The 18001-nt window shown below is 51.9% G+C and carries 16 protein-coding genes; 10 read left to right on the top strand and 6 right to left on the bottom strand.

Translation table 11 applies throughout. The annotated features are described in order from the left end of the window. Positions 1-191 precede the first annotated feature (191 nt). The gene (gene focA / locus BZG75_RS01005) at positions 192-1646 is read left to right on the top strand and encodes a formate transporter FocA (protein ID WP_021023995.1); all 1455 of its coding nucleotides are present in this window, start codon (positions 192-194) and stop codon (positions 1644-1646) included. 81 nt (positions 1647-1727) lie between these two features. Here the strand turns inward: focA and BZG75_RS01010 are convergent, their stop codons facing one another. Both BZG75_RS01010 and BZG75_RS01015 read right to left on the bottom strand, forming a co-directional pair. Further along, on the bottom strand, positions 1728-2918 hold the full coding sequence (locus BZG75_RS01010) for an MFS transporter (RefSeq protein WP_242413561.1): 1191 nt from the start codon (positions 2916-2918) through the stop codon (positions 1728-1730). Positions 2919-3067: 149 nt separating this feature from the next. Beyond that, positions 3068-3733 carry an energy-coupling factor ABC transporter permease gene (locus BZG75_RS01015; protein ID WP_021023993.1) on the bottom strand — a complete coding sequence of 222 codons (666 nt, stop codon included), beginning with the start codon at positions 3731-3733 and terminating at the stop codon, positions 3068-3070. Between the two features lie 171 nt (positions 3734-3904). Here BZG75_RS01015 and BZG75_RS01020 point away from each other — a divergent pair, with 171 nt between their 5' ends. From BZG75_RS01020 to BZG75_RS01030, 3 genes are all read left to right on the top strand, one after another. Further along, entirely contained in the window at positions 3905-4405 is a 501-nt protein-coding gene (locus BZG75_RS01020; RefSeq protein WP_021023992.1) for a YfbU family protein, read from the top strand. A 128-nt stretch (positions 4406-4533) separates the two neighbouring features. After that, positions 4534-5376, top strand: a complete 843-nt coding sequence (rlmA, locus tag BZG75_RS01025; protein WP_077575896.1) for a 23S rRNA (guanine(745)-N(1))-methyltransferase — start codon at positions 4534-4536, stop codon at positions 5374-5376. A gap of 68 nt (positions 5377-5444) precedes the next feature. Further along, on the top strand, positions 5445-6389 hold the full coding sequence (locus BZG75_RS01030; protein ID WP_077575964.1) for a ChaN family lipoprotein: 945 nt from the start codon (positions 5445-5447) through the stop codon (positions 6387-6389). An 83-nt stretch (positions 6390-6472) separates the two neighbouring features. On the opposite strand, the gene yfbV is transcribed toward BZG75_RS01030, so the two are convergent. Continuing rightward, a complete protein-coding gene (gene yfbV, locus BZG75_RS01035; RefSeq protein WP_077460099.1) occupies positions 6473-6922 on the bottom strand; it encodes a terminus macrodomain insulation protein YfbV in 450 nt (149 codons plus the stop codon). A gap of 357 nt (positions 6923-7279) precedes the next feature. Here yfbV and BZG75_RS01040 point away from each other — a divergent pair, with 357 nt between their 5' ends. From BZG75_RS01040 to BZG75_RS01050, 3 genes are all read left to right on the top strand, one after another. Next, positions 7280-8476, top strand: coding sequence for an acetate kinase (locus tag BZG75_RS01040; RefSeq protein WP_077575897.1), 1197 nt, complete (start codon positions 7280-7282; stop codon positions 8474-8476). A gap of 105 nt (positions 8477-8581) precedes the next feature. After that, positions 8582-10729 carry a phosphate acetyltransferase gene (gene pta, locus BZG75_RS01045; RefSeq protein WP_077575898.1) on the top strand — a complete coding sequence of 716 codons (2148 nt, stop codon included), beginning with the start codon at positions 8582-8584 and terminating at the stop codon, positions 10727-10729. Positions 10730-10855: 126 nt separating this feature from the next. Then, positions 10856-11986 carry an amidohydrolase gene (locus BZG75_RS01050; protein WP_242413563.1) on the top strand — a complete coding sequence of 377 codons (1131 nt, stop codon included), beginning with the start codon at positions 10856-10858 and terminating at the stop codon, positions 11984-11986. On the opposite strand, the gene BZG75_RS01055 is transcribed toward BZG75_RS01050, so the two are convergent. Next, positions 11987-12625: a LysE family translocator gene (locus BZG75_RS01055; RefSeq protein ID WP_077575900.1), complete on the bottom strand. Its 639-nt coding sequence runs from the start codon at positions 12623-12625 to the stop codon at positions 11987-11989. It abuts the gene before it with no gap. A 263-nt stretch (positions 12626-12888) separates the two neighbouring features. On the opposite strand from BZG75_RS01055, the gene metN reads away from it, so the two are divergent. Genes metN through metQ form a run of 3 tightly spaced genes read left to right on the top strand, consistent with a single transcriptional unit; the run spans position 12889 to position 15469 of the window. Next, complete coding sequence (gene metN / locus BZG75_RS01060; RefSeq protein WP_077575901.1) at positions 12889-13923, top strand: methionine ABC transporter ATP-binding protein MetN; 1035 nt, start codon at positions 12889-12891, stop codon at positions 13921-13923. Continuing rightward, on the top strand, positions 13913-14599 hold the full coding sequence (locus BZG75_RS01065; RefSeq protein WP_021023981.1) for a methionine ABC transporter permease: 687 nt from the start codon (positions 13913-13915) through the stop codon (positions 14597-14599). Before metN ends, BZG75_RS01065 begins: the two co-directional genes overlap by 11 nt. A gap of 54 nt (positions 14600-14653) precedes the next feature. Next, a complete protein-coding gene (gene metQ / locus BZG75_RS01070) occupies positions 14654-15469 on the top strand; it encodes a methionine ABC transporter substrate-binding lipoprotein MetQ (RefSeq protein WP_077575902.1) in 816 nt (271 codons plus the stop codon). A gap of 131 nt (positions 15470-15600) precedes the next feature. Here metQ and BZG75_RS01075 read toward each other — a convergent pair whose 3' ends face one another. Together BZG75_RS01075 and BZG75_RS01080 are read right to left on the bottom strand one after the other, a co-directional pair. Continuing rightward, positions 15601-16617, bottom strand: a complete 1017-nt coding sequence (locus tag BZG75_RS01075; RefSeq protein WP_077460092.1) for a CNNM domain-containing protein — start codon at positions 16615-16617, stop codon at positions 15601-15603. Continuing rightward, the gene (locus BZG75_RS01080; RefSeq protein WP_077575903.1) at positions 16614-17987 is read right to left on the bottom strand and encodes a hemolysin family protein; all 1374 of its coding nucleotides are present in this window, start codon (positions 17985-17987) and stop codon (positions 16614-16616) included. Before BZG75_RS01080 ends, BZG75_RS01075 begins: the two co-directional genes overlap by 4 nt. Positions 17988-18001: the final 14 nt, after the last annotated feature.

Consider the following 18001-nt stretch of genomic DNA (forward strand, 5'->3'; position numbering starts at 1 on the left):
TCCTTACTGTCTGGCTTTAATGGCAATACCCTATCAATTTTTATGATTCTTACCCTAAGCAATATCAATTTTACTCCTGATAGAGAGAAGAATAGGCTGGTTTTATTCACATTTCGTCTAAAAAGGAGTACAACCTGTATGTTAACCTGTCTTTCCCCTCGGGCAAATAATGCCGACAGAGGAGACAACGCATGGTAAGTCCTACCCCAATTAAAACGGAGGGCCCCGCTGCATTGCTTGCCAACGCTGAAGCCTATGCAGAGAGTAAAACCCATAAATCGACACGGATGGCGGTTGGGCTAGCCATGATGGCCGGCTTATTTATCGGACTGGCTTTCGTGTTCTACCTCACGGTAACCACGGGCAGTAACGCCGGCTGGGGAATGACCCGGTTGATGGGCGGGCTTGCCTTTAGCATGGGCTTAATATTGGTGGTGCTTGGCGGTGCAGAGCTATTTACCAGCACAGTGTTGTCTATGCTGGCGCGTGCCAATGGCAAGATCTCCACCCGCGGCCTGCTCTATACCTGGGCAAGAGTGTATTTCGGCAACTTGTGCGGCGCCCTACTGTTGGTGTTTATCGTGATGGTGGCAGGGCTATACCAACTTGACGATGGGCAATGGGGATTAAACGCATTACACGTGGCCCAACACAAGCTACATCACAGTTGGATACAAGCCTTTGCGTTAGGGGTGTTGTGTAACTTGCTGGTTTGTCTGGCGATTTGGATGACCTTCACGTCGCAAAATCCACTGACCAAAGCAGTGATGGTGATTCTTCCCGTGGCCATGTTTGTCAGCACCGGCTTTGAGCACAGTGTCGCCAATATGTTCATGGTGCCACTGGGGATGAGCATTGCTACTTTCGCGCCCGACAGTTTTTGGCAAGCAGTAGGGAGTTCACCGGCTGCCTTCAATGACCTTAACCTGATCCAGTTTATCAGTGCCAATTTAATCCCCGTCACGCTCGGCAATATTGTCGGCGGCGCTGGCCTTGTCGGCATGGGCTACTGGCTGATTATTAACCCTGAGAGAGAAAATAAAACAGCGCAAATTTCTTCATTGACGCTACCGTCTGCGAATTATTCTGAGAGACCCACTATGACCCAAGAAACCTTAACCATTGAAAAAAACATGAAGCCTGCCCACTGTGCCTTGCAAAGCCACCAGTTTGTGGCCGATGCATTAGAGCAACTCAACCGCTATCAGTTGCAAGGTGCGCCTGTCGTCGATAAACAAAATGAATTGGTTGGCTTTTTCTCGGTGCAAGATGTCTTTGTTGATTTATGGTGGAACGATTACCAACCCGACATGGACACCAAAGTCGAAGATTTAATGCGCACGGAGGTGCAGACCGTTGAGGCAGACCAATCCGTGATTGAACTGGCGCAGTACATGAGCATTGACAACCAAGTGCTGTATCCGGTCAGTGATGCGGGCATTGCCACGCGCTTTACCACCCAATCCGCACTAGAGCGCGCGAAAACACAAACACTGTCTAGACCGCACGTTTATCCTGTCATGAAAGACAACATCTTGGTTGGCGTTATCAGCCGCTCAGATGTGGTTCGAGCTTTGGCACCGTTATACGGCAACGCCATGGATATTCTCCCTGCCGATGCAAAAGAAGGACTTGTTAGCGCCTAACCAAAACTAAAAACACGCCTCAGAACGGTTCTGAGGCGTGTCATGTTAGCTCCCGCGTGTCGTGTTAGCTCCCCGACGTTGTCAGGCGGCACTCAAGTTAGGCATTTTCCGACGCCCTCTCAGATACGCGATCCACATATATACCGCCGTACTAAGCAAGCAACTGGCCAAGTACATCATCAACCCTTGCTCACCAGAAAATGCTTGATGCGCCAATACCGGACCACTGACGGATCCAACACTGTACGCGAGTAGAAGCGCCTCAGTGGCCGCGACAATTTTCCCCGGCGCCAGCGAGGCACACGCATAAGCAATCGCAATGGGATAAATGGCAAACACGGCGCCACCAAGCATCACGAGCCCGACGCCAAGCCACCCGTTGCTGTTAGCAAGTATAATGATGGCTACGGCAAACAATCCCACCACACAGAAATAGAACATCAACAGGACTCGATTCACTCTAGTCGAGATGGCACCTAATAACGGCTGAACGCCCATGCCGCCAACAATGACTAACGCCATCATTGCTCCAATCTGTTGATGATCGTCAACACGTTCAGCAAGATAAAGGGGTAATAGACCATAGATCGCGCCTAAGGTGAGCCCCGATACAATGCAGGCGATATAGGCAGCTTTACGAATGGCTCTTAAGGTGCCTGTGTGCTCAATAGGGCCCATCATCGCTTGCGACGGCTCACCATGGCGCATAAATAAGGGCACGATAATCGCCGCCGTGACCAAACTACCAATCAACCAATACGGCTGAGCACCTGTCACACCGACATAACCGACGCCCAGCTGACCCAAGGCATTACCACCATATAAAGCGGCCATATAAAAGCCTAAACGCTTAGCCCGTTGACGCTCTGAATCGGCGATCAATAACCATGATTCAATCGCGACAAACACCCCTGCGACCGCAATACCGGCCACAAATCGTGACACTAACCATATCCCCTGCGCTTTGATCGTTGCCATCGCGGCAATAGACAGCAGCAGCACACTCATAAACAGCACTAATGCCTGTCGATGCCCCATCCGCGCGACGATACGTGCACTCCACAAAGCACCAAACAATAATCCTGCATAAAAGGCACTCGCCAGCCAAGCGGCCAGTTCAGCCGGCATCCCAAGCGGCATTAACGCCAATGGAATCAAGCTCATCAAATAGCCACTCGCGACCGCAAATGCCGTTAAGCTCACTAATGGCACCCATGGAAACACAGACAGGGCCATGCCGCTGCCATTTTGTGCAGGGGATAGATTATTCATGACAGTTCGTTCAATTCTCAGATAAGTGGCACGGACGGCCGGGGCCGCTAATATGTGCCATTATTTGAGATAAATACAGCGAACGTTTTTATTGGTCTCAATAAGAAAATTTAATGGATAGAATCCATTAATACCCAAGCGCTGTGCCATCAACGCTCTGGCGACAAATACTCTCTGTCATAAAAGGTGCGTAACCAATGGGGGCGATACACCGCCATCACCGTCACCGCCATGCCGTTAAGCAGCGCTTCGGGGAACCACATCAATAGCGCAATTTGCAGGTAGTTATGCACAATTTCATGCCAGCTATGACGATCGGCAGCCCAATACCAGAGCGAGGTCACCGATAACTGGAACACAATGGTCAGCGCCGCACCGATAAACGCCGCAATAAAAATATAGATAAAAAGGTGGCGGGTTAAATACTGGTAGCTCAGTGCGAAAATCGCATAACTGAACACAATAGGCAGTATCGCCGTGGTAAGCGCCGTCATCCCCATATCAGCGACGGGGACAAAACCAAAAAGCCCCATCAGTGCCAGCGGCACGGTGGTAATCCAAATGGCAATGCGCCAACCATGGCATAAGGCTAACGTGGTCACGCCCAGAAAGTGGATATCGAGCCCCTCTTTGATCCCCGCCTGCAACGCCCAAAGCGCAAACAGCACCACCGCCGATGAAAACGCTAAATGCTGATAACCCACTTCCTGGCGCAGTTTAGGAAAAAACTCACGTGGATAGGTTCCATATAATACCCCTGCCCAGCCTAACCAACCTATCCATTGCCAACCACTGACATCAGCCCACTCAAACATAACGTCCCCTTCATGAACGATCTTTTACCCAATCCCTTACGCGGGTGAAAAACGTGCTACGGACATAGCTCAGATCAAGATTTCAGCGATAAAGAGCTGCTAATCTCTGTCCATACCCTCATCGTTTGATGAACGACTATTGTAACTTCGAGAGTTAAGAGGCCAACCGCAATGGATATGACCCCTGCACAACGTTTAATTTTATCTAACCAGTACCAGTTAATGTGCCACCTCGATCCCTCTAATGGCGAAAAGTACCGTCGCCTGCAAACCATCATTGAGCGCGGCTACGCGTTGCAAATGGCCGAGGTGATCAGCCAGTTTGAAGCACTCTGCGAAACCCAATGCCGCGAAGTGATTGATATCATGGAAATGCACCATGCGATGCAGGCCTCTTATCACCTCCTTGACGATACCAACCAAGCGGCATTATCGCCACGTCGCGTGCAGTTCTGGGGCTTTGACGCAGCAACCGAAGGGGCTTTGGTGCATTATGTGCGCTTTTTAGTCGATACTGAGGGGCTCTATCCGCAGTTTGATCAAGGGGAGCACTGCTTTAACAGTCAAATGCCAATGCGTGACAAATACCGTCGTATGCTCGACGTTTGGCGTCAGTGCCCGCGTCAATTTCACTTAAGCCTAACCGAGATCGAAAAGATCCTCGCCGCCTAGTGAAAGGGAAAAGGTAACAATGCAGCCGTCCTTGTGGGCGGCTTTTTGATTTCTCACGGCGCAAACTTGTCGAACGTCACACAAGCCCGTACCCTTAAGCGCATCAAAGACAAGACACAGACTCTGCCATGATTTATCGATGCCCGCTATGCCAACAGCCCCTGCAAGCAAAGCCACGTGGTGCTTATTGCGCTGCCAATCATCAATTTGATCGCGCCAAAGAGGGCTACCTCAACCTATTACCGGTGCAATTTAAACGCTCCAAAGATCCGGGCGACAATAAAGCCATGACTCAAGCCCGCCGCGCATTTTTAAACGCTGGCCATTATGCGCCCATGCGCCAAGCGATGATTGATTCCCTCACCCAGGCACTGAATGGCGAGCACCAGACGATCTTGGATGTGGGCTGTGGTGAAGGGTATTACACCCATGCCATCGCTGATCAGACAGCCGCACAACAGTGGTCTATTTATGGGCTGGATATCGCCAAAATCGCCGTGCGCTATGCCGCGAAATGGTATCCACAATGTCAGTTTTCGGTCGCCTCATCGCAACGCTTGCCGTTTGCCGACAACAGCCTTGACGGTGTGGTGCGTATTTATGCGCCCTGCAATGGCGACGAGCTTGATCGTGTTATCAAGCCCGGTGGCGTTGTTGTCACCGTCACCCCAGGTCCACGTCATCTATTTCAGCTTAAGGCGGGTATCTATGATGAGGTCCGGTTACACGAAACGCCAGCAGAGGCCCTGCCCGGTTTCCAGCTTGAAAGTGAGCGCTCACTGCATTACCCGATGACATTAGCAGGCGAGCAAGCTCTCACCCTGCTGCAAATGACACCGCTTGCCTGGCGCGCCTCCGATGAATGGCGTGAAACGTTAGCCAATGCCAACGGCTTTCACTGTGAAGCCGACTTTACCTTGCGTGTGTATCGTCATCACACAGAGATTGACTCGGCCAAAGGAGAAGCGTGATGCACACTTGCTCACCATGGACAAAAAAGGGCGTGATTGACCGCTTTTTGCAACTGCGCTTTTTGCCACTGCGTGCCACTCAGTGGCTATTGGCGGCCAGCTTAGTACTAAGCCCCGTCGGTGTCGCAGCGGCATCGCAACCGACGTCGGCGTCTATTAATACCTTATTTGACTATCAGGTAACCACCGCCCAAGGGCAGTCACTTAGCTTGACTCAAGTGGCTGACAACGTCGAAAAAGCGGATATTGTTCTGATCGGTGAATGGCACAGCCATCCTGGGGTGCACCGTTTTCAAACCGAGTTGCTCAACCAACTTGCCTCACGTCATTCTGTCGCGCTTTCCATGGAGCAATTCAGCCGTGATGCCCAGCCAGTGGTGAATCAATACCTTGCCGGCGACATTGGCGAAGACACGCTTAAGCGTCGAGCCAATGCATGGGACAACTACAATGGCAGCTATCGCCCGTTGATCGAGCTAGCTAAACAGCGTCAATTTGACGTGATTGCCGCTAACGCCCCTAAACGCATGGTTAGCTGTATTGGTCGACAAGGTTTGGCTTACTTAGATAAATTGCCGGACCAGCAGCGTCAGTGGTTTGCCGCGACGATTGATACCCAAGACTCACCGTATAAACGTCAGTTTAAAGCCAACATGCATCATGGCACTCCCACCCAAACCGACGATCAATTTGCCGCGCAACTCGCCTGGGATGCCACCATGGCAGAAAGCATGGTCGATTATCACGCCCGTCACCCTGATACCCAAATTGTCCACATCGCGGGCCGCTTTCATATTGCCGAAGGATTAGGAACGGCCGCACAATTAAAAGCGCGAAATCCCGACCTGACCATTGCACTGATCACCGCGGTGAGTGATCAAGCCAAGCTTGCCGACAACGCTAAGGATCTTCGCTTAAAGGTCATGCCTTTGCCCCAGCGCTGGCAGTCGATGGATGAAATGCGCGAAGCAGTCAGCCAAATGAAAGGGCAAGGCGCGCCGCAGTGTCGTTAAGCCACGCATCCATCACGACCAATAAAAACGCCGACCCTGAGGTCGGCGTGTGTTGCCTGGGTGAGCGGCGCATTTCGGTTAGGTTAAAACCAACGCTCTAATGCTGCGCGATCCACTTTAAACGCCCGGCTCAATGCTTGCGCTAGCTCTTTGTATCGCGGTTGGCTTTTTATCGGCTGCATCGCGTGCCCCTCACTGGTGATCTTTTGATGCAGTTCGCGATACCACCCCGCCAAAGCCGGCGGCAGCGGCGTATCACGGCGGCGTCCCAGCCACCACAGCCCTTGAAGCGGCAAGCTCAGCGCAAATAGCGCCACAATCACCGCTTGCGGCATGCCTTGTACATTGTTTGCTGCCATTTGAAGCAACACACTGATTGCGGCAATAGCAGGCATGACCTTGATCGCGAACCGCGTTATGGTGATCACACGATTTTCAGGAAAAACCGGCGCTAATTCCTTTTTCATCGGCCATTCTTGCATGTATTTCTGACCGTCTTGCAGGCAGCGCCAGATTGATTTGTTCGTTGTCATACCTACCTCACTTGTTCAGTGTGACCGAAAGGGGCTGTCACTCAACTTTTACAATAAAAACTAAACAAATTGTTTAAAAACTTTAAAATTTAACCCATATCGCTCAAAAAATTTTTGTTATCTGGATCAAGTCCCGCTATCCTTAGCGCACTTTTATCATTGTTGCTCGGATTCGATTGTCTCGCAACCCAATCCGGTTGTACTCAATGGAGCGTTCACTTATCCAGGACGGATAACGATAATTCTTTCCCCGCGACAAGGCATGAGATAATTCTTTTTTGAAAAGGTAGTGTCTCAATTTGTCCACTATCCTTTTTATTCCATACACTCTGTCTCACGAAACATAGGTAGTCATACATGTCAAAGCTGGTTCTCGTACTCAATTGCGGAAGCTCCTCTTTGAAGTTCGCCATTGTCGACGCACAATCAGGCGATGAGCATCTTACCGGTCTTGCCGAATGCCTTAACCTTCCAGAAGCCCGCATTAAGTGGAAAATGGACGGTAAGCATGAAGCCCAACTGGGCAACGGCGCCGCGCACACTGAAGCCCTCACCTTCATTGTAGACACAATTCTGGCCTCGAAGCCTGAACTGGCCGAGAACTTGGGTGCTATCGGTCACCGCGTTGTTCATGGCGGTGAGCATTTTACCCAGTCAGCATTGATTACGGACGAGGTGCTCAAAGGGATCCACGATGCAGCGAGCTTCGCGCCATTGCACAACCCAGCACATATCGTTGGCATTGAGGCGGCGAAAAAAGCCTTCCCTGCGCTGAAAAATGTCGCTGTTTTCGATACCGCGTATCACCAAACCATGCCAGAAGAAGCTTATCTGTATGCGCTGCCTTATAATCTTTATAAAGAGCACGGCATTCGTCGCTACGGCATGCATGGTACCTCTCACTTCTTTATCGCCAACGCGGCCGCTGAGCAACTTGGCAAGCCTGTCGACGAAGTGAACATCATCAACTGCCACCTTGGTAACGGTGCGTCAGTATGTGCGATTAAAAACGGCAAATCGGTCGATACTTCAATGGGCATGACCCCATTGGAAGGCTTGGTTATGGGCACCCGCTCTGGTGACCTAGACCCAGCGATTATCTTCCACCTGCACGATGCACTCGGTTATAGCGTTGAGCAAATCAACACCATGCTTACCAAAGAGTCTGGCCTGCAAGGCTTGACCGAAGTGACCTCTGACTGCCGCTTTGTTGAAGATAACTACGGCGAGAAAGAAGAAGCAACACGTGCAATGAACGTGTTCTGCCACCGTCTTGCCAAGTACGTAGCCAGCTACACCGCGACCCTCGACGGCCGCCTGGACGCAATTGTCTTCACCGGCGGCATCGGTGAGAACTCAGGCCCAATCCGCGAATTAGTACTCGAGCGCCTAGCTCTGCTGGGTGTTGAGGTCGACAAAGAGCGCAACCTGAAAGCCCGCTTTGGCGGCGAAGGCGTGATCACTACCGACGCAAGCCGCGTGCCTGCGATGGTGATTTCAACCAACGAAGAGTTGGTGATTGCGCAAGACACTGCGCGCCTAACTGGCCTGTAAGACCATTTCCAACGGCTGATTCCACTCAGCCGTTTTTGTATTCGTGCCGGACCATCCGGCACGCCAACCAGATAGTAAGAGGAAGTCAACGTGTCCCGTACTATTATGCTAATTCCAATCGGCTCCGGCGTCGGCCTGACAAGTGTCAGCCTTGGCGTCATGCGAGCGATGGAGCGTAAAGGCGTCCGCGTCTCATTTTTTAAACCGATTGCTCAGCCACATCACGGTAGCGACACTGACGTCACCGATCTGACGACGGAAATCATTCACGCCAACAGTGATATGAGAGTCGCCGAATCGATGTCAATGAACCAAGCCGAAAACCTGCTGCGCTCGGATCAAGAAGATGTGCTGCTCGAAGAAGTGCTCGCGCGCTTTACTCGTGCCACTGAAAACGCAGAAGTTGCGCTCGTCGAAGGCTTGGTCACCACACGTAACCACCCCTTCGCGAACCAGATCAACTACGAGATCGCGAAAACACTGGATGCAGAAATCGTGTTTGTGACCACCCCAGGCACTGACAACCCTGCCCAGCTTAAAGAGCGTATCGAGTTTGCCTGCACCAACTTTGGTGGCAGCAAAAACGGCAACATTTCAGGTGTGATCATCAACAAGCTTAACGCGCCTGTTGATGATGCAGGTCGTACGCGCCCTGACCTGTCAGAAATCTTTGACGAAGCGGACGGCGCACGTCCAACTAACGTTGAAGTGATGCAGATTTTCAACTCCAGCCCAATCCGTGTACTGGGTTGTGTGCCATGGAAAATCGACCTGATCGCGACCCGTGCTAGCGATATGGCCAAGCACTTGAACGCCACCATTATCAACGAAGGCGAAATTCACTCACGTCGCATCAAGAGCATTACCTTCTGTGCGCGTTCAATCCCTAATATGGTTGAACACTTCCGCCCAGGCTCCTTGCTCGTGACTTCGGCTGACCGCCCTGACGTGATCGTCGCCGCGTGTCTAGCTGCGATGAACGGCGTAGAAATCGGTGCCTTGTTGCTGACAGGTGGTTATGCCATCCCTGATCAGTTAAAAGCCCTGTGTGACCGCGCGTTTGAAACCGGCCTTCCGGTATTTACCACTGCAGGTAACACCTGGCAGACGTCGCTCAATCTGCAAAGCTTTAGCCTTGAAGTGCCGGCTGACGATAAAGCCCGTGTTGAGTTTGTGAACGACCACGTTGCTGGCCACATTGATGGCAACTGGATTGAATCACTCAGCTCAGGGTCGAACCGCGAACGTCGCCTCAGTCCACCCGCATTCCGTTATCAGCTGACCGAGTTTGCACGTCGAGCCGCTAAGCGCATTGTGCTACCCGAAGGTGACGAGCCACGCACCATCAAGGCCGCCGCTATCTGTGCCGAGCGTAAAATTGCCGAGTGTGTGCTTTTGGGTAACCCAGAAGAAATCAAACGCGTTGCCGATCAGCAAGGTGTCACCTTGGGCGCTGGCGTCGAAATTATCGATCCGGTAAAAGCACGCGATAAATACGTGGCACGCTTGGTCGAGCTGCGTAAGAGCAAAGGTATTACCGAGGTCATTGCCCAAGAGCACCTCGAAGATACCGTGGTACTGGGTACCATGATGCTAGAAGCAAACGAAGTGGATGGACTAGTATCGGGCGCGGTTCACACCACCGCTAACACCATCCGTCCACCGCTGCAAATCATCAAAACCGCACCGAATGCTTCTTTGGTCTCATCAGTATTCTTTATGCTGCTGCCTGAGCAAGTGCTGGTATACGGTGACTGTGCGATTAACCCGGATCCAAATGCTGAACAACTGGCTGAAATCGCGATCCAATCTGCCGATTCTGCCGCGGCATTCGGTATTGAACCTCGCGTAGCGATGATCTCTTACTCGACCGGTAGCTCAGGCAAAGGGGCAGACGTGGATAAAGTCCGCGAAGCCACCCGTCTTGCCCAAGAGAAGCGTCCTGATCTGATCATCGATGGCCCACTGCAGTACGACGCCGCTATCATGGAAAATGTCGCGAAATCAAAAGCGCCAGATTCGCCTGTTGCCGGTAAAGCCACCGTGTTCGTCTTCCCAGACTTGAACACAGGTAATACCACATACAAAGCAGTACAGCGTTCTGCTGAGCTGGTCTCTATCGGTCCAATGCTGCAAGGCATGCGTAAGCCAGTGAACGATCTGTCACGTGGCGCCTTGGTTGACGATATTGTCTATACCGTGGCACTGACAGCGATTCAGGCTAAGCAAGCCGAAGACAACGGCCAAGCGTAACCCACGCTCAGCCCAGAAAGAGCAAAAGCCAGCACATGTTGCTGGCTTTTTTTTGCGTTTAACTTCACAACGTGACGCCCCAAAGCGATCTAGCATAGCCTTTCCATCCTTGTTTTGGAGTCGATGATGGCGATTGATTTTGATCCCTTAGCGTTTAGGCATGCCCTGCACCAATACCCTGAACTGTCGAATCACGAAGCGCAAAGTGCGCGCACCATTGCTGCCCAACTGCGCGACTTTGGTCTCACCCCCCATACCGACGTGGGCGGTCACGGTATTGTGGTAGACATTGCAGGTCGCGAGCCAGGGCCAACCACCTTGTTACGCGCCGACTTTGATGCGTTACCCATTCACGAACACACCCAACTTGATTATGCATCCTGTCACGATGGCATCATGCATGCCTGCGGTCACGATGGCCATGCTGCCGCCTTGCTTGCCGTCGCTGCCGAGCTATGCCAAACACCCCCTAAACAGGGGACTGTCATTCTCGCTTTTCAGCCTGCTGAAGAAACCGGCGAAGGTGCGGCACGTCTGTGTGCCGATCCGCTTTTAGTAACCCGCCACATCGACAATGTTTATGCCTTTCATAATCTGCCAGGCTTTGCCCAACATCAGATAGTGGTGCGCCCAAGCACCTTTGCCTGCGCCTCAACCGGTGTTGCGATTCGGTTGCACGGCAAAACCTCCCATGCCGCTTACCCAGAGCGCGGGGTCAGCCCGGCAAACGCCATGAGTGACGTGATGCGTATGCTTACACAACTTCCTGACGCTTATCCTTCCACGTTCAGCTTAGTGACGCTAGTTCACGCCCAACTTGGCGACCCCGCGTTTGGCGTTGCGCCCGGCGAGGCCACCGTAATGGCGACCCTACGCAGCGACGACAACGCCACGTTTCATGCCATGCAAACCCGGTTAGTCGATCACGTAAACGCTATCGCCGACCGAGCAAAATTAACCGTGGATCTAAGTTGGCACGAGCCGTTTATTGCCGCCGAAAACAGCACAGCGCATAACCAAACCGTGGTCAACGCGGCGCAATCGCTGGGGTTAGAGGTTCACTGGCTTAAGGAGCCTATGCGTTGGTCAGAAGATGTCGCCGAATTTCTCGCCCGCTGGCCCGGCGCATTATTTGGCATTGGCAGCGGCGAGTACCACCCACAGCTGCACAACCCTGACTATGACTTCCCGGATGCGATTTTAGCGACCGCCAAAGCACTATTTTGCAGAGTGATTACACACCATCACGGCCGTTAATTACCCCAACGCCAGCCAAAAGCCGACGCCGATCATCAAGGTGCCGGCGATTCGGTTCAGCAATTGCACATTACCCTTTTGCTGCAAAAACTGACGTAAGGTGCGCCCACCGCTGGCATACAACATTAAACAACTGAATTCCGTGCAAAGAATGATCAACACCAGCACGCTCAGCTGGCTGGGCAATGAGATCGCAGGGTTAATAAACGGCGGCAACAGTGAGATCATAAAGGCCCAGCCTTTCGGGTTGGCTATCGCAGTGACAAAACCTTGTGCCGCCAACGATAACGCAGAGATATCATTCGGCGCCGACGTCTCTTCCTTTGGGATTGCCATTTTGCCACGCGATCGCCACATTTGTACGCCGAGATACGCCAGATACGCGCCCCCCACATACTTAAACACCTGAAACACGCTAGGATAGTTCAGCATCACGGCCGCCACCCCTACCACTGACGCAATCGCCACAAGGCCGACGCCAATGAGCTCGCCCCACATCATATGTAGGCTACGCTTAACTCCGATAGTCATCCCCAGGGTCATGGATAGTGTCATACACATTCCCGGTGTGATTGACACAAAAAAGAAGGTGGGAATAAATAGCGTCAACATCGTGGTATCAATCAAGGCAGTTGGCATATCACTTAATCAGAACAAAGGGTTAGAAAGGCTATTAGTGAACACGCTTTAGTCGATGAGATCAAGCATGCTTGAGATCTCGTTGACTGTTTTATTTATAACCAACTGATTAGCCTTATTGCCATTTAGACGTCCAGAAGTAAAAATATCCATTGACTTCATTTTACCTAACTCATAGCATCAATAACCAGAACGACAGCAAGAGCGCGGGATAGACCGCTGAGTCAGTCGGCTGTGATCAAATTTATCGCCAAGGACATGTGATGATTGAGATATCCAAACTCAACAAGGTATTCGAACTCGGGGAGCGCCGAATTCATGCCCTTAACGACATCAACTTATTTATCCCGAAAGGAAAAGTATTTGGTGTGATCGGTGCCTCTGGTGCCGGCAAAAGTACGCTGATCCGAATGGTTAACCTGCTCGAGCGCCCAACCAGCGGCACGGTAAAGGTAGGAGGCGTTAACCTCACCGCGTTATCCAATCGCGATCTAACCCAAGCTCGCCGTCAAATCGGGATGATTTTCCAACACTTTAACCTACTGTCATCGCGATCGGTCTTCGACAACATCGCTCTACCGCTTGAACTGAGCGGCGCGAGCAGTGACGCGATCGAAACCCGAGTCACCGAGTTACTCGATTTAGTTGGTTTAGCCGATAAGCGTCATGTCTATCCGGCTAGCCTCAGTGGCGGACAAAAACAACGTGTCGCGATTGCCCGCGCACTGGCGCCAAGCCCAGACGTATTATTGTGTGATGAAGCCACTAGCGCACTGGATCCTGCTACGACACAATCGATTTTGTCACTGCTACAAACCATTAATGAAAAGCTCAACCTGACCATTTTATTGATCACCCACGAAATGGACGTGGTGAAGCGCATTTGTCACGACGTTGCCATTATTGGTGACGGTGAATTGGTCGAATCTGGCCCAGTGGGCGACATTTTTGCCCATCCAAAATCCGACTTAGCGAAACAATTTATCCGCTCAACCTTGGATTTATCGGTGCCTTATGACTATGCCCAACGCTTAAAAGAAACCTACTTTGACGGCAGCTACCCCTTGGTGCGCCTAGAATTTACCGGCGCTACCGTGGATGATCCATTGATCAGTCAAATATCAAGGCTGTTTGATATCGACATCAGCATTTTAAGCTCTGATATCGACTACGCTGGCGGCGTCAAATTCGGCTTATTACTGGCAGAGATTATGGGCCCGAAAAAAGCGGTCGAAGACGCCATCCACTATCTCAACCAGCACCATGTCAACACGGAGGTACTTGGCTATGTTGATTGATCAACTTATAAATTGGGTCAACGAAAACAACGCCCTGCTTAACTTGCTTGCCGAAGCCACAGGTCAAACTCTGTATATGGTCTTTGCCTCCGGCCTGATAGGCTTTGCCATTGGGATCCCATTAGGTGTGATGCTACACGTCACCAAAAAAGGGGGGCTGCTAGCGCAACCCAAGTTTAATCAAGCGCTCGGCGCGGTGGTGAATATTGGTCGCTCGATCCCCTTTATTATCTTGTTGGTTGCGATTATTCCCTTTACCCGCCTGCTCGTCGGCACCTCGATTGGAACAGCGGCAGCAATTGTCCCGCTGACAGTGGGCGCCATCCCTTTCGTTGCACGTCTGGTCGAAGCGGCGCTTTTAGAGCTGCCACCGGGACTAGAAGAAGCAGCCAAAGCCATGGGCGCTACCCCATTGCAAATTATCTATAAAGTACTCGTACCCGAAGCGCTACCTGGCATTATTAATGGCGCAACCATTACCTTGGTCACCCTCGTCAGCTACTCTGCTATGGCTGGAGCCGTGGGCGGTGGCGGCCTAGGCGATGTCGGTATCCGCTACGGCTACCAGCGCTTTGATACCACGGTTATGCTGATCACCGTTGTCATGCTAGTCGTGCTGGTACAAGCCATACAATCTTTAGGCGATTACTTGGTACGCCGAACCGATCACCGATAATAAGACACAACACTTACCGTAAACGACGGACAATTTTATCAAGGGAGACAGACAATGAAGACCACCATTAAAACACTTTTAACCACCTTAGGCCTCGCCTCCACACTCCTACTCACTGGGTGCGGAGAAAAAGAGCAAGCCGCTAGCGATGCCAACAGCATCACCGTGGGCGTGATGGCAGGCGAAGAAGCACAAGTGGCCGAGCACGCAGTAAAAGAAGCCAAGAAGTTAGGCCTCGACGTTGAGCTGATCACCTTTACCGATTATGTGTCGCCCAACGCGGCACTCGACGATGGATCGGTTGATGTGAATGCTTTTCAGCACAAGCCTTACTTAGATGCGCAAATCAAAGATCGCGGCTACGAGTTTGCGATTGCTGGCAACACCTTTGTGTATCCGATTGCGGCCTATTCTTATAAGTTAGATAGCGTGGCCGATCTCCCAGAAGACGGGCAAATTGCCGTGCCGAATAACCCTGCTAGCCTAGGCCGTTCATTACTACTGCTTGAGCAGCAAGGCATCCTAAAACTCAAAGAAGGTGCTGGCATCAGCGCTACCAAGCTCGATATCGTTGAAAACCCGAAAAACATTGAAATTATTGAACTGGAAGGCCCACAACTGCCTCGCTCACTGGAAGACGTGGATATTGCCATCATCAACAATACCTTTGCCGCTGGCATCGGCCTAACCCCAAGCAAAGACGGCCTGTTTGTTGAAGGGAAGGACTCTCCTTACGTGAACCTGATTGTAGCCCGCAAAGGCAACGTAGACGCAGAAAACGTCAAGACGTTTGTTAAAGCTTACCAAACTGACGCGGTTTACAACGCGGCGATGGAAATCTTTGACGGGGCGGTGGTGAAAGGCTGGTAAGCCAACCGCTCGAAAAACATCAGCGCCCCGGTGGAGGCATCAAATCTCGTCACCATCGTTCGCAATAGAAACGATAGCAATAGAAACGCCACAATCACTTGTGGCGTTTTTTAATCATGGCGCACTGTCTTTTAACTTGCTGCCGTGACGGGAAGCACGCGTTTTAAAATATCCGCAAGCGTCACCACGCCAATCATTTCCCCCTCTTTACTCACCACCGCAAGCTGAACGCTGGCCTCACGCATGCGCGCTAGCGCTTCGTAGATGGGGGTGTTGGCATCCAAAACATAGGCATTGCGAGCGACATCGCGTGCGAGTCGGTCTGCCGGTTCGAGTAGCGTATCCCGGACGTGAACCACCAATGGCTTAAGCCCTTTGTTACCAAACACCAAAATACGCAGATGCCCTGACGACACGGCGACAGCGCGCACCTCTGCGACCGTTGCATGTTTATCAACATGTGCCATCACCTGTCCCTGGGTAACCAAGGTTTCGATCGCAATCGAACTCAGATCGATCAACCCCGATAATTGTCGTTGAATCGCTGGTTGCAAGGTGCCGACTTTGCCCGAGTGTTCAACCAATTGACGAATGGTTTGAATATCTTGTCCCCCTACCGCGGCGCTTTCTACTGGCTCAACCCCTGAGGCTTTCACCAAGCGATTGGCAATACGGTTGACCCAGCGAAGTAACGGACGTAACGGCCACACATAAGCACGCGAGACAACACCGATTGCCAGTGCTGACTTTTCTGGATGAGCAATCGACCAAGATTTCGGTGCCATCTCACCCACGACGAGGTGCAAAAATGTCACCACGAACAGCGCAAACCCGAAGGCCGCCGCATCAGCCGCCCAAGCGGGTAAGCCAACCGCGAGAAAGACGGGCCCTAACCATACATCTACCGCCGGCTTGGTGACCGCCCCGAGTGCAAAGGTACAAAAAGTGATCCCTAATTGCGCCCCTGCCAGCATCAAGGTCAAATCATTCATGCCACGCAGCGCTGCCCGCGCCGACCCACTCTCAACCGCCATTTCTTCCAGACGATGTCGACGCGCACCCATCAAGGCAAACTCGATAATGACAAAAAAGCCACTCAATACAATCAAAGCCAGCGTGACAACACTAACCATCAAAGGATCAGTCATTGGTTATCCTCCGCAATGGGCTGCTCGATAAGCGTAACCCGCACTGACGTGGGGATATGTCGCTCGATGCTTAACACATCCACCTCAAGATGACGCACAATCGGCTGACTCTCTGCCAGTTCGGATGGATCAATCGGCAGCGCGATGGTCACCGTATCCCCTACGGCTGGCAATGCGCCACATGCCGCAATCAATACCCCTGCAATGGTTTCGACATCGTCCCGCGGCAGATCATAGCCAATCGCACGCTCCACTTCGTCGATGTGCACATCACCATCCATCAACCAGACATTGTCACTTTCAGGGATAACCGCCTCGGCATGATCACTATCATGCTCGTCGGTAATTTCTCCCACGATCTCCATGGCCAAATCTTCAATCGTTAATACCCCGGCAAAGCCGCCATATTCATCAATCACACATGCCAGTTGATTGGTCGAACGCACCAACTGATCTAGCGCATTTGGCAACGGCATTAATGTGGGGATAACACTGGCCGGACGCATCACTGACGCCACGGTATCATTTGAATCCGCCTCTGTTTTCGCGAGGACGTCTGACAGGTGAACCACGCCCACCGGCGCATCATTATCATCAAGCACCGGATAACGGGTGTGGGCTTGCGCCATCAGCGACAACAATTCGGACAGCTTGGTTTCTGGCGACACCCAATCAACTTGCGAACGCGGCACCATTGCATGCTCAACATCGCGCGCAGGAAAATCCAGGATCCGATCCATCATCAGTGACAATTCCACCGGCAAATCTCCGCTTTCTCGCGAGTCGGCGATAATATGGTGTAAGTCGTCTTCTGAGGCACTCATATCAAGATCATGTACCGGTTGAATCCCCACAATACGCAGCACCAGGTTGGCGGATTTATCAAAGAAACTGATGATCCAACCAAACACCGACATATAAATCAGTGTCGACCGCGACATCATACGCGCCATGGGTTCAGCATTGGCAATGGCTAAGTTTTTCGGGTAAAGCTCACCCAAAATCATTTGCACAATCATCGCCACCGCAAGCGTCGCCATGGTGCCAATCGCGATCCCCGTTTCCAACGACAGTCCAAGCCGTTGCAATAATACCCCCATCGACTCGCCGACCAGCGGCTCGGCAACAAAGCCCAACACCAAGCCGGTGACCGTGATACCAAGCTGCGCGCCAGATAGCATAAAGCTCGTCCGTTTTGTCACCGCCAGCGCCCGTTTGGCCGATGCGTCGCCCGTCGCAGCTAAGGTCGCAAGCTTTGCGCGATCGACCGCCATATAGGCAAACTCTTGCGCCACAAAGTAGCCATTAGCGGCAATAATTAACAAGATAAAGAAAAGACCGAGCAGGAGGGTAATCATAGGTTCAATCATGACTGCATCCTTTG

It is taken from the genome of Salinivibrio sp. AR640 (assembly GCF_001995405.1).
Lineage (GTDB): Bacteria > Pseudomonadota > Gammaproteobacteria > Enterobacterales > Vibrionaceae > Salinivibrio > Salinivibrio costicola.

Excerpts from the sequence above, each read along its gene's own strand:
- BZG75_RS01055 (WP_077575900.1), bottom strand. The coding sequence starts at position 12,625 with ATGCCAACTGCCTTGATTGATACCACGATGTTGACGCTATTTATTCCC.
- pta (WP_077575898.1), top strand. The coding sequence starts at position 8,582 with ATGCTAATTCCAATCGGCTCCGGCGTCGGCCTGACAAGTGTCAGCCTT.
- BZG75_RS01020 (WP_021023992.1), top strand. The coding sequence starts at position 3,905 with ATGGATATGACCCCTGCACAACGTTTAATTTTATCTAACCAGTACCAG.
- BZG75_RS01080 (WP_077575903.1), bottom strand. The coding sequence starts at position 17,987 with ATGATTGAACCTATGATTACCCTCCTGCTCGGTCTTTTCTTTATCTTG.
- BZG75_RS01050 (WP_242413563.1), top strand. The coding sequence starts at position 10,856 with ATGGCGATTGATTTTGATCCCTTAGCGTTTAGGCATGCCCTGCACCAA.
- yfbV (WP_077460099.1), bottom strand. The coding sequence starts at position 6,922 with ATGACAACGAACAAATCAATCTGGCGCTGCCTGCAAGACGGTCAGAAA.
- BZG75_RS01040 (WP_077575897.1), top strand. The coding sequence starts at position 7,280 with ATGTCAAAGCTGGTTCTCGTACTCAATTGCGGAAGCTCCTCTTTGAAG.
- BZG75_RS01015 (WP_021023993.1), bottom strand. The coding sequence starts at position 3,733 with ATGTTTGAGTGGGCTGATGTCAGTGGTTGGCAATGGATAGGTTGGTTA.
- rlmA (WP_077575896.1), top strand. The coding sequence starts at position 4,534 with ATGATTTATCGATGCCCGCTATGCCAACAGCCCCTGCAAGCAAAGCCA.
- BZG75_RS01010 (WP_242413561.1), bottom strand. The coding sequence starts at position 2,918 with ATGAATAATCTATCCCCTGCACAAAATGGCAGCGGCATGGCCCTGTCT.
- focA (WP_021023995.1), top strand. The coding sequence starts at position 192 with ATGGTAAGTCCTACCCCAATTAAAACGGAGGGCCCCGCTGCATTGCTT.
- BZG75_RS01075 (WP_077460092.1), bottom strand. The coding sequence starts at position 16,617 with ATGACTGATCCTTTGATGGTTAGTGTTGTCACGCTGGCTTTGATTGTA.
- metN (WP_077575901.1), top strand. The coding sequence starts at position 12,889 with ATGATTGAGATATCCAAACTCAACAAGGTATTCGAACTCGGGGAGCGC.
- metQ (WP_077575902.1), top strand. The coding sequence starts at position 14,654 with ATGAAGACCACCATTAAAACACTTTTAACCACCTTAGGCCTCGCCTCC.
- BZG75_RS01065 (WP_021023981.1), top strand. The coding sequence starts at position 13,913 with ATGTTGATTGATCAACTTATAAATTGGGTCAACGAAAACAACGCCCTG.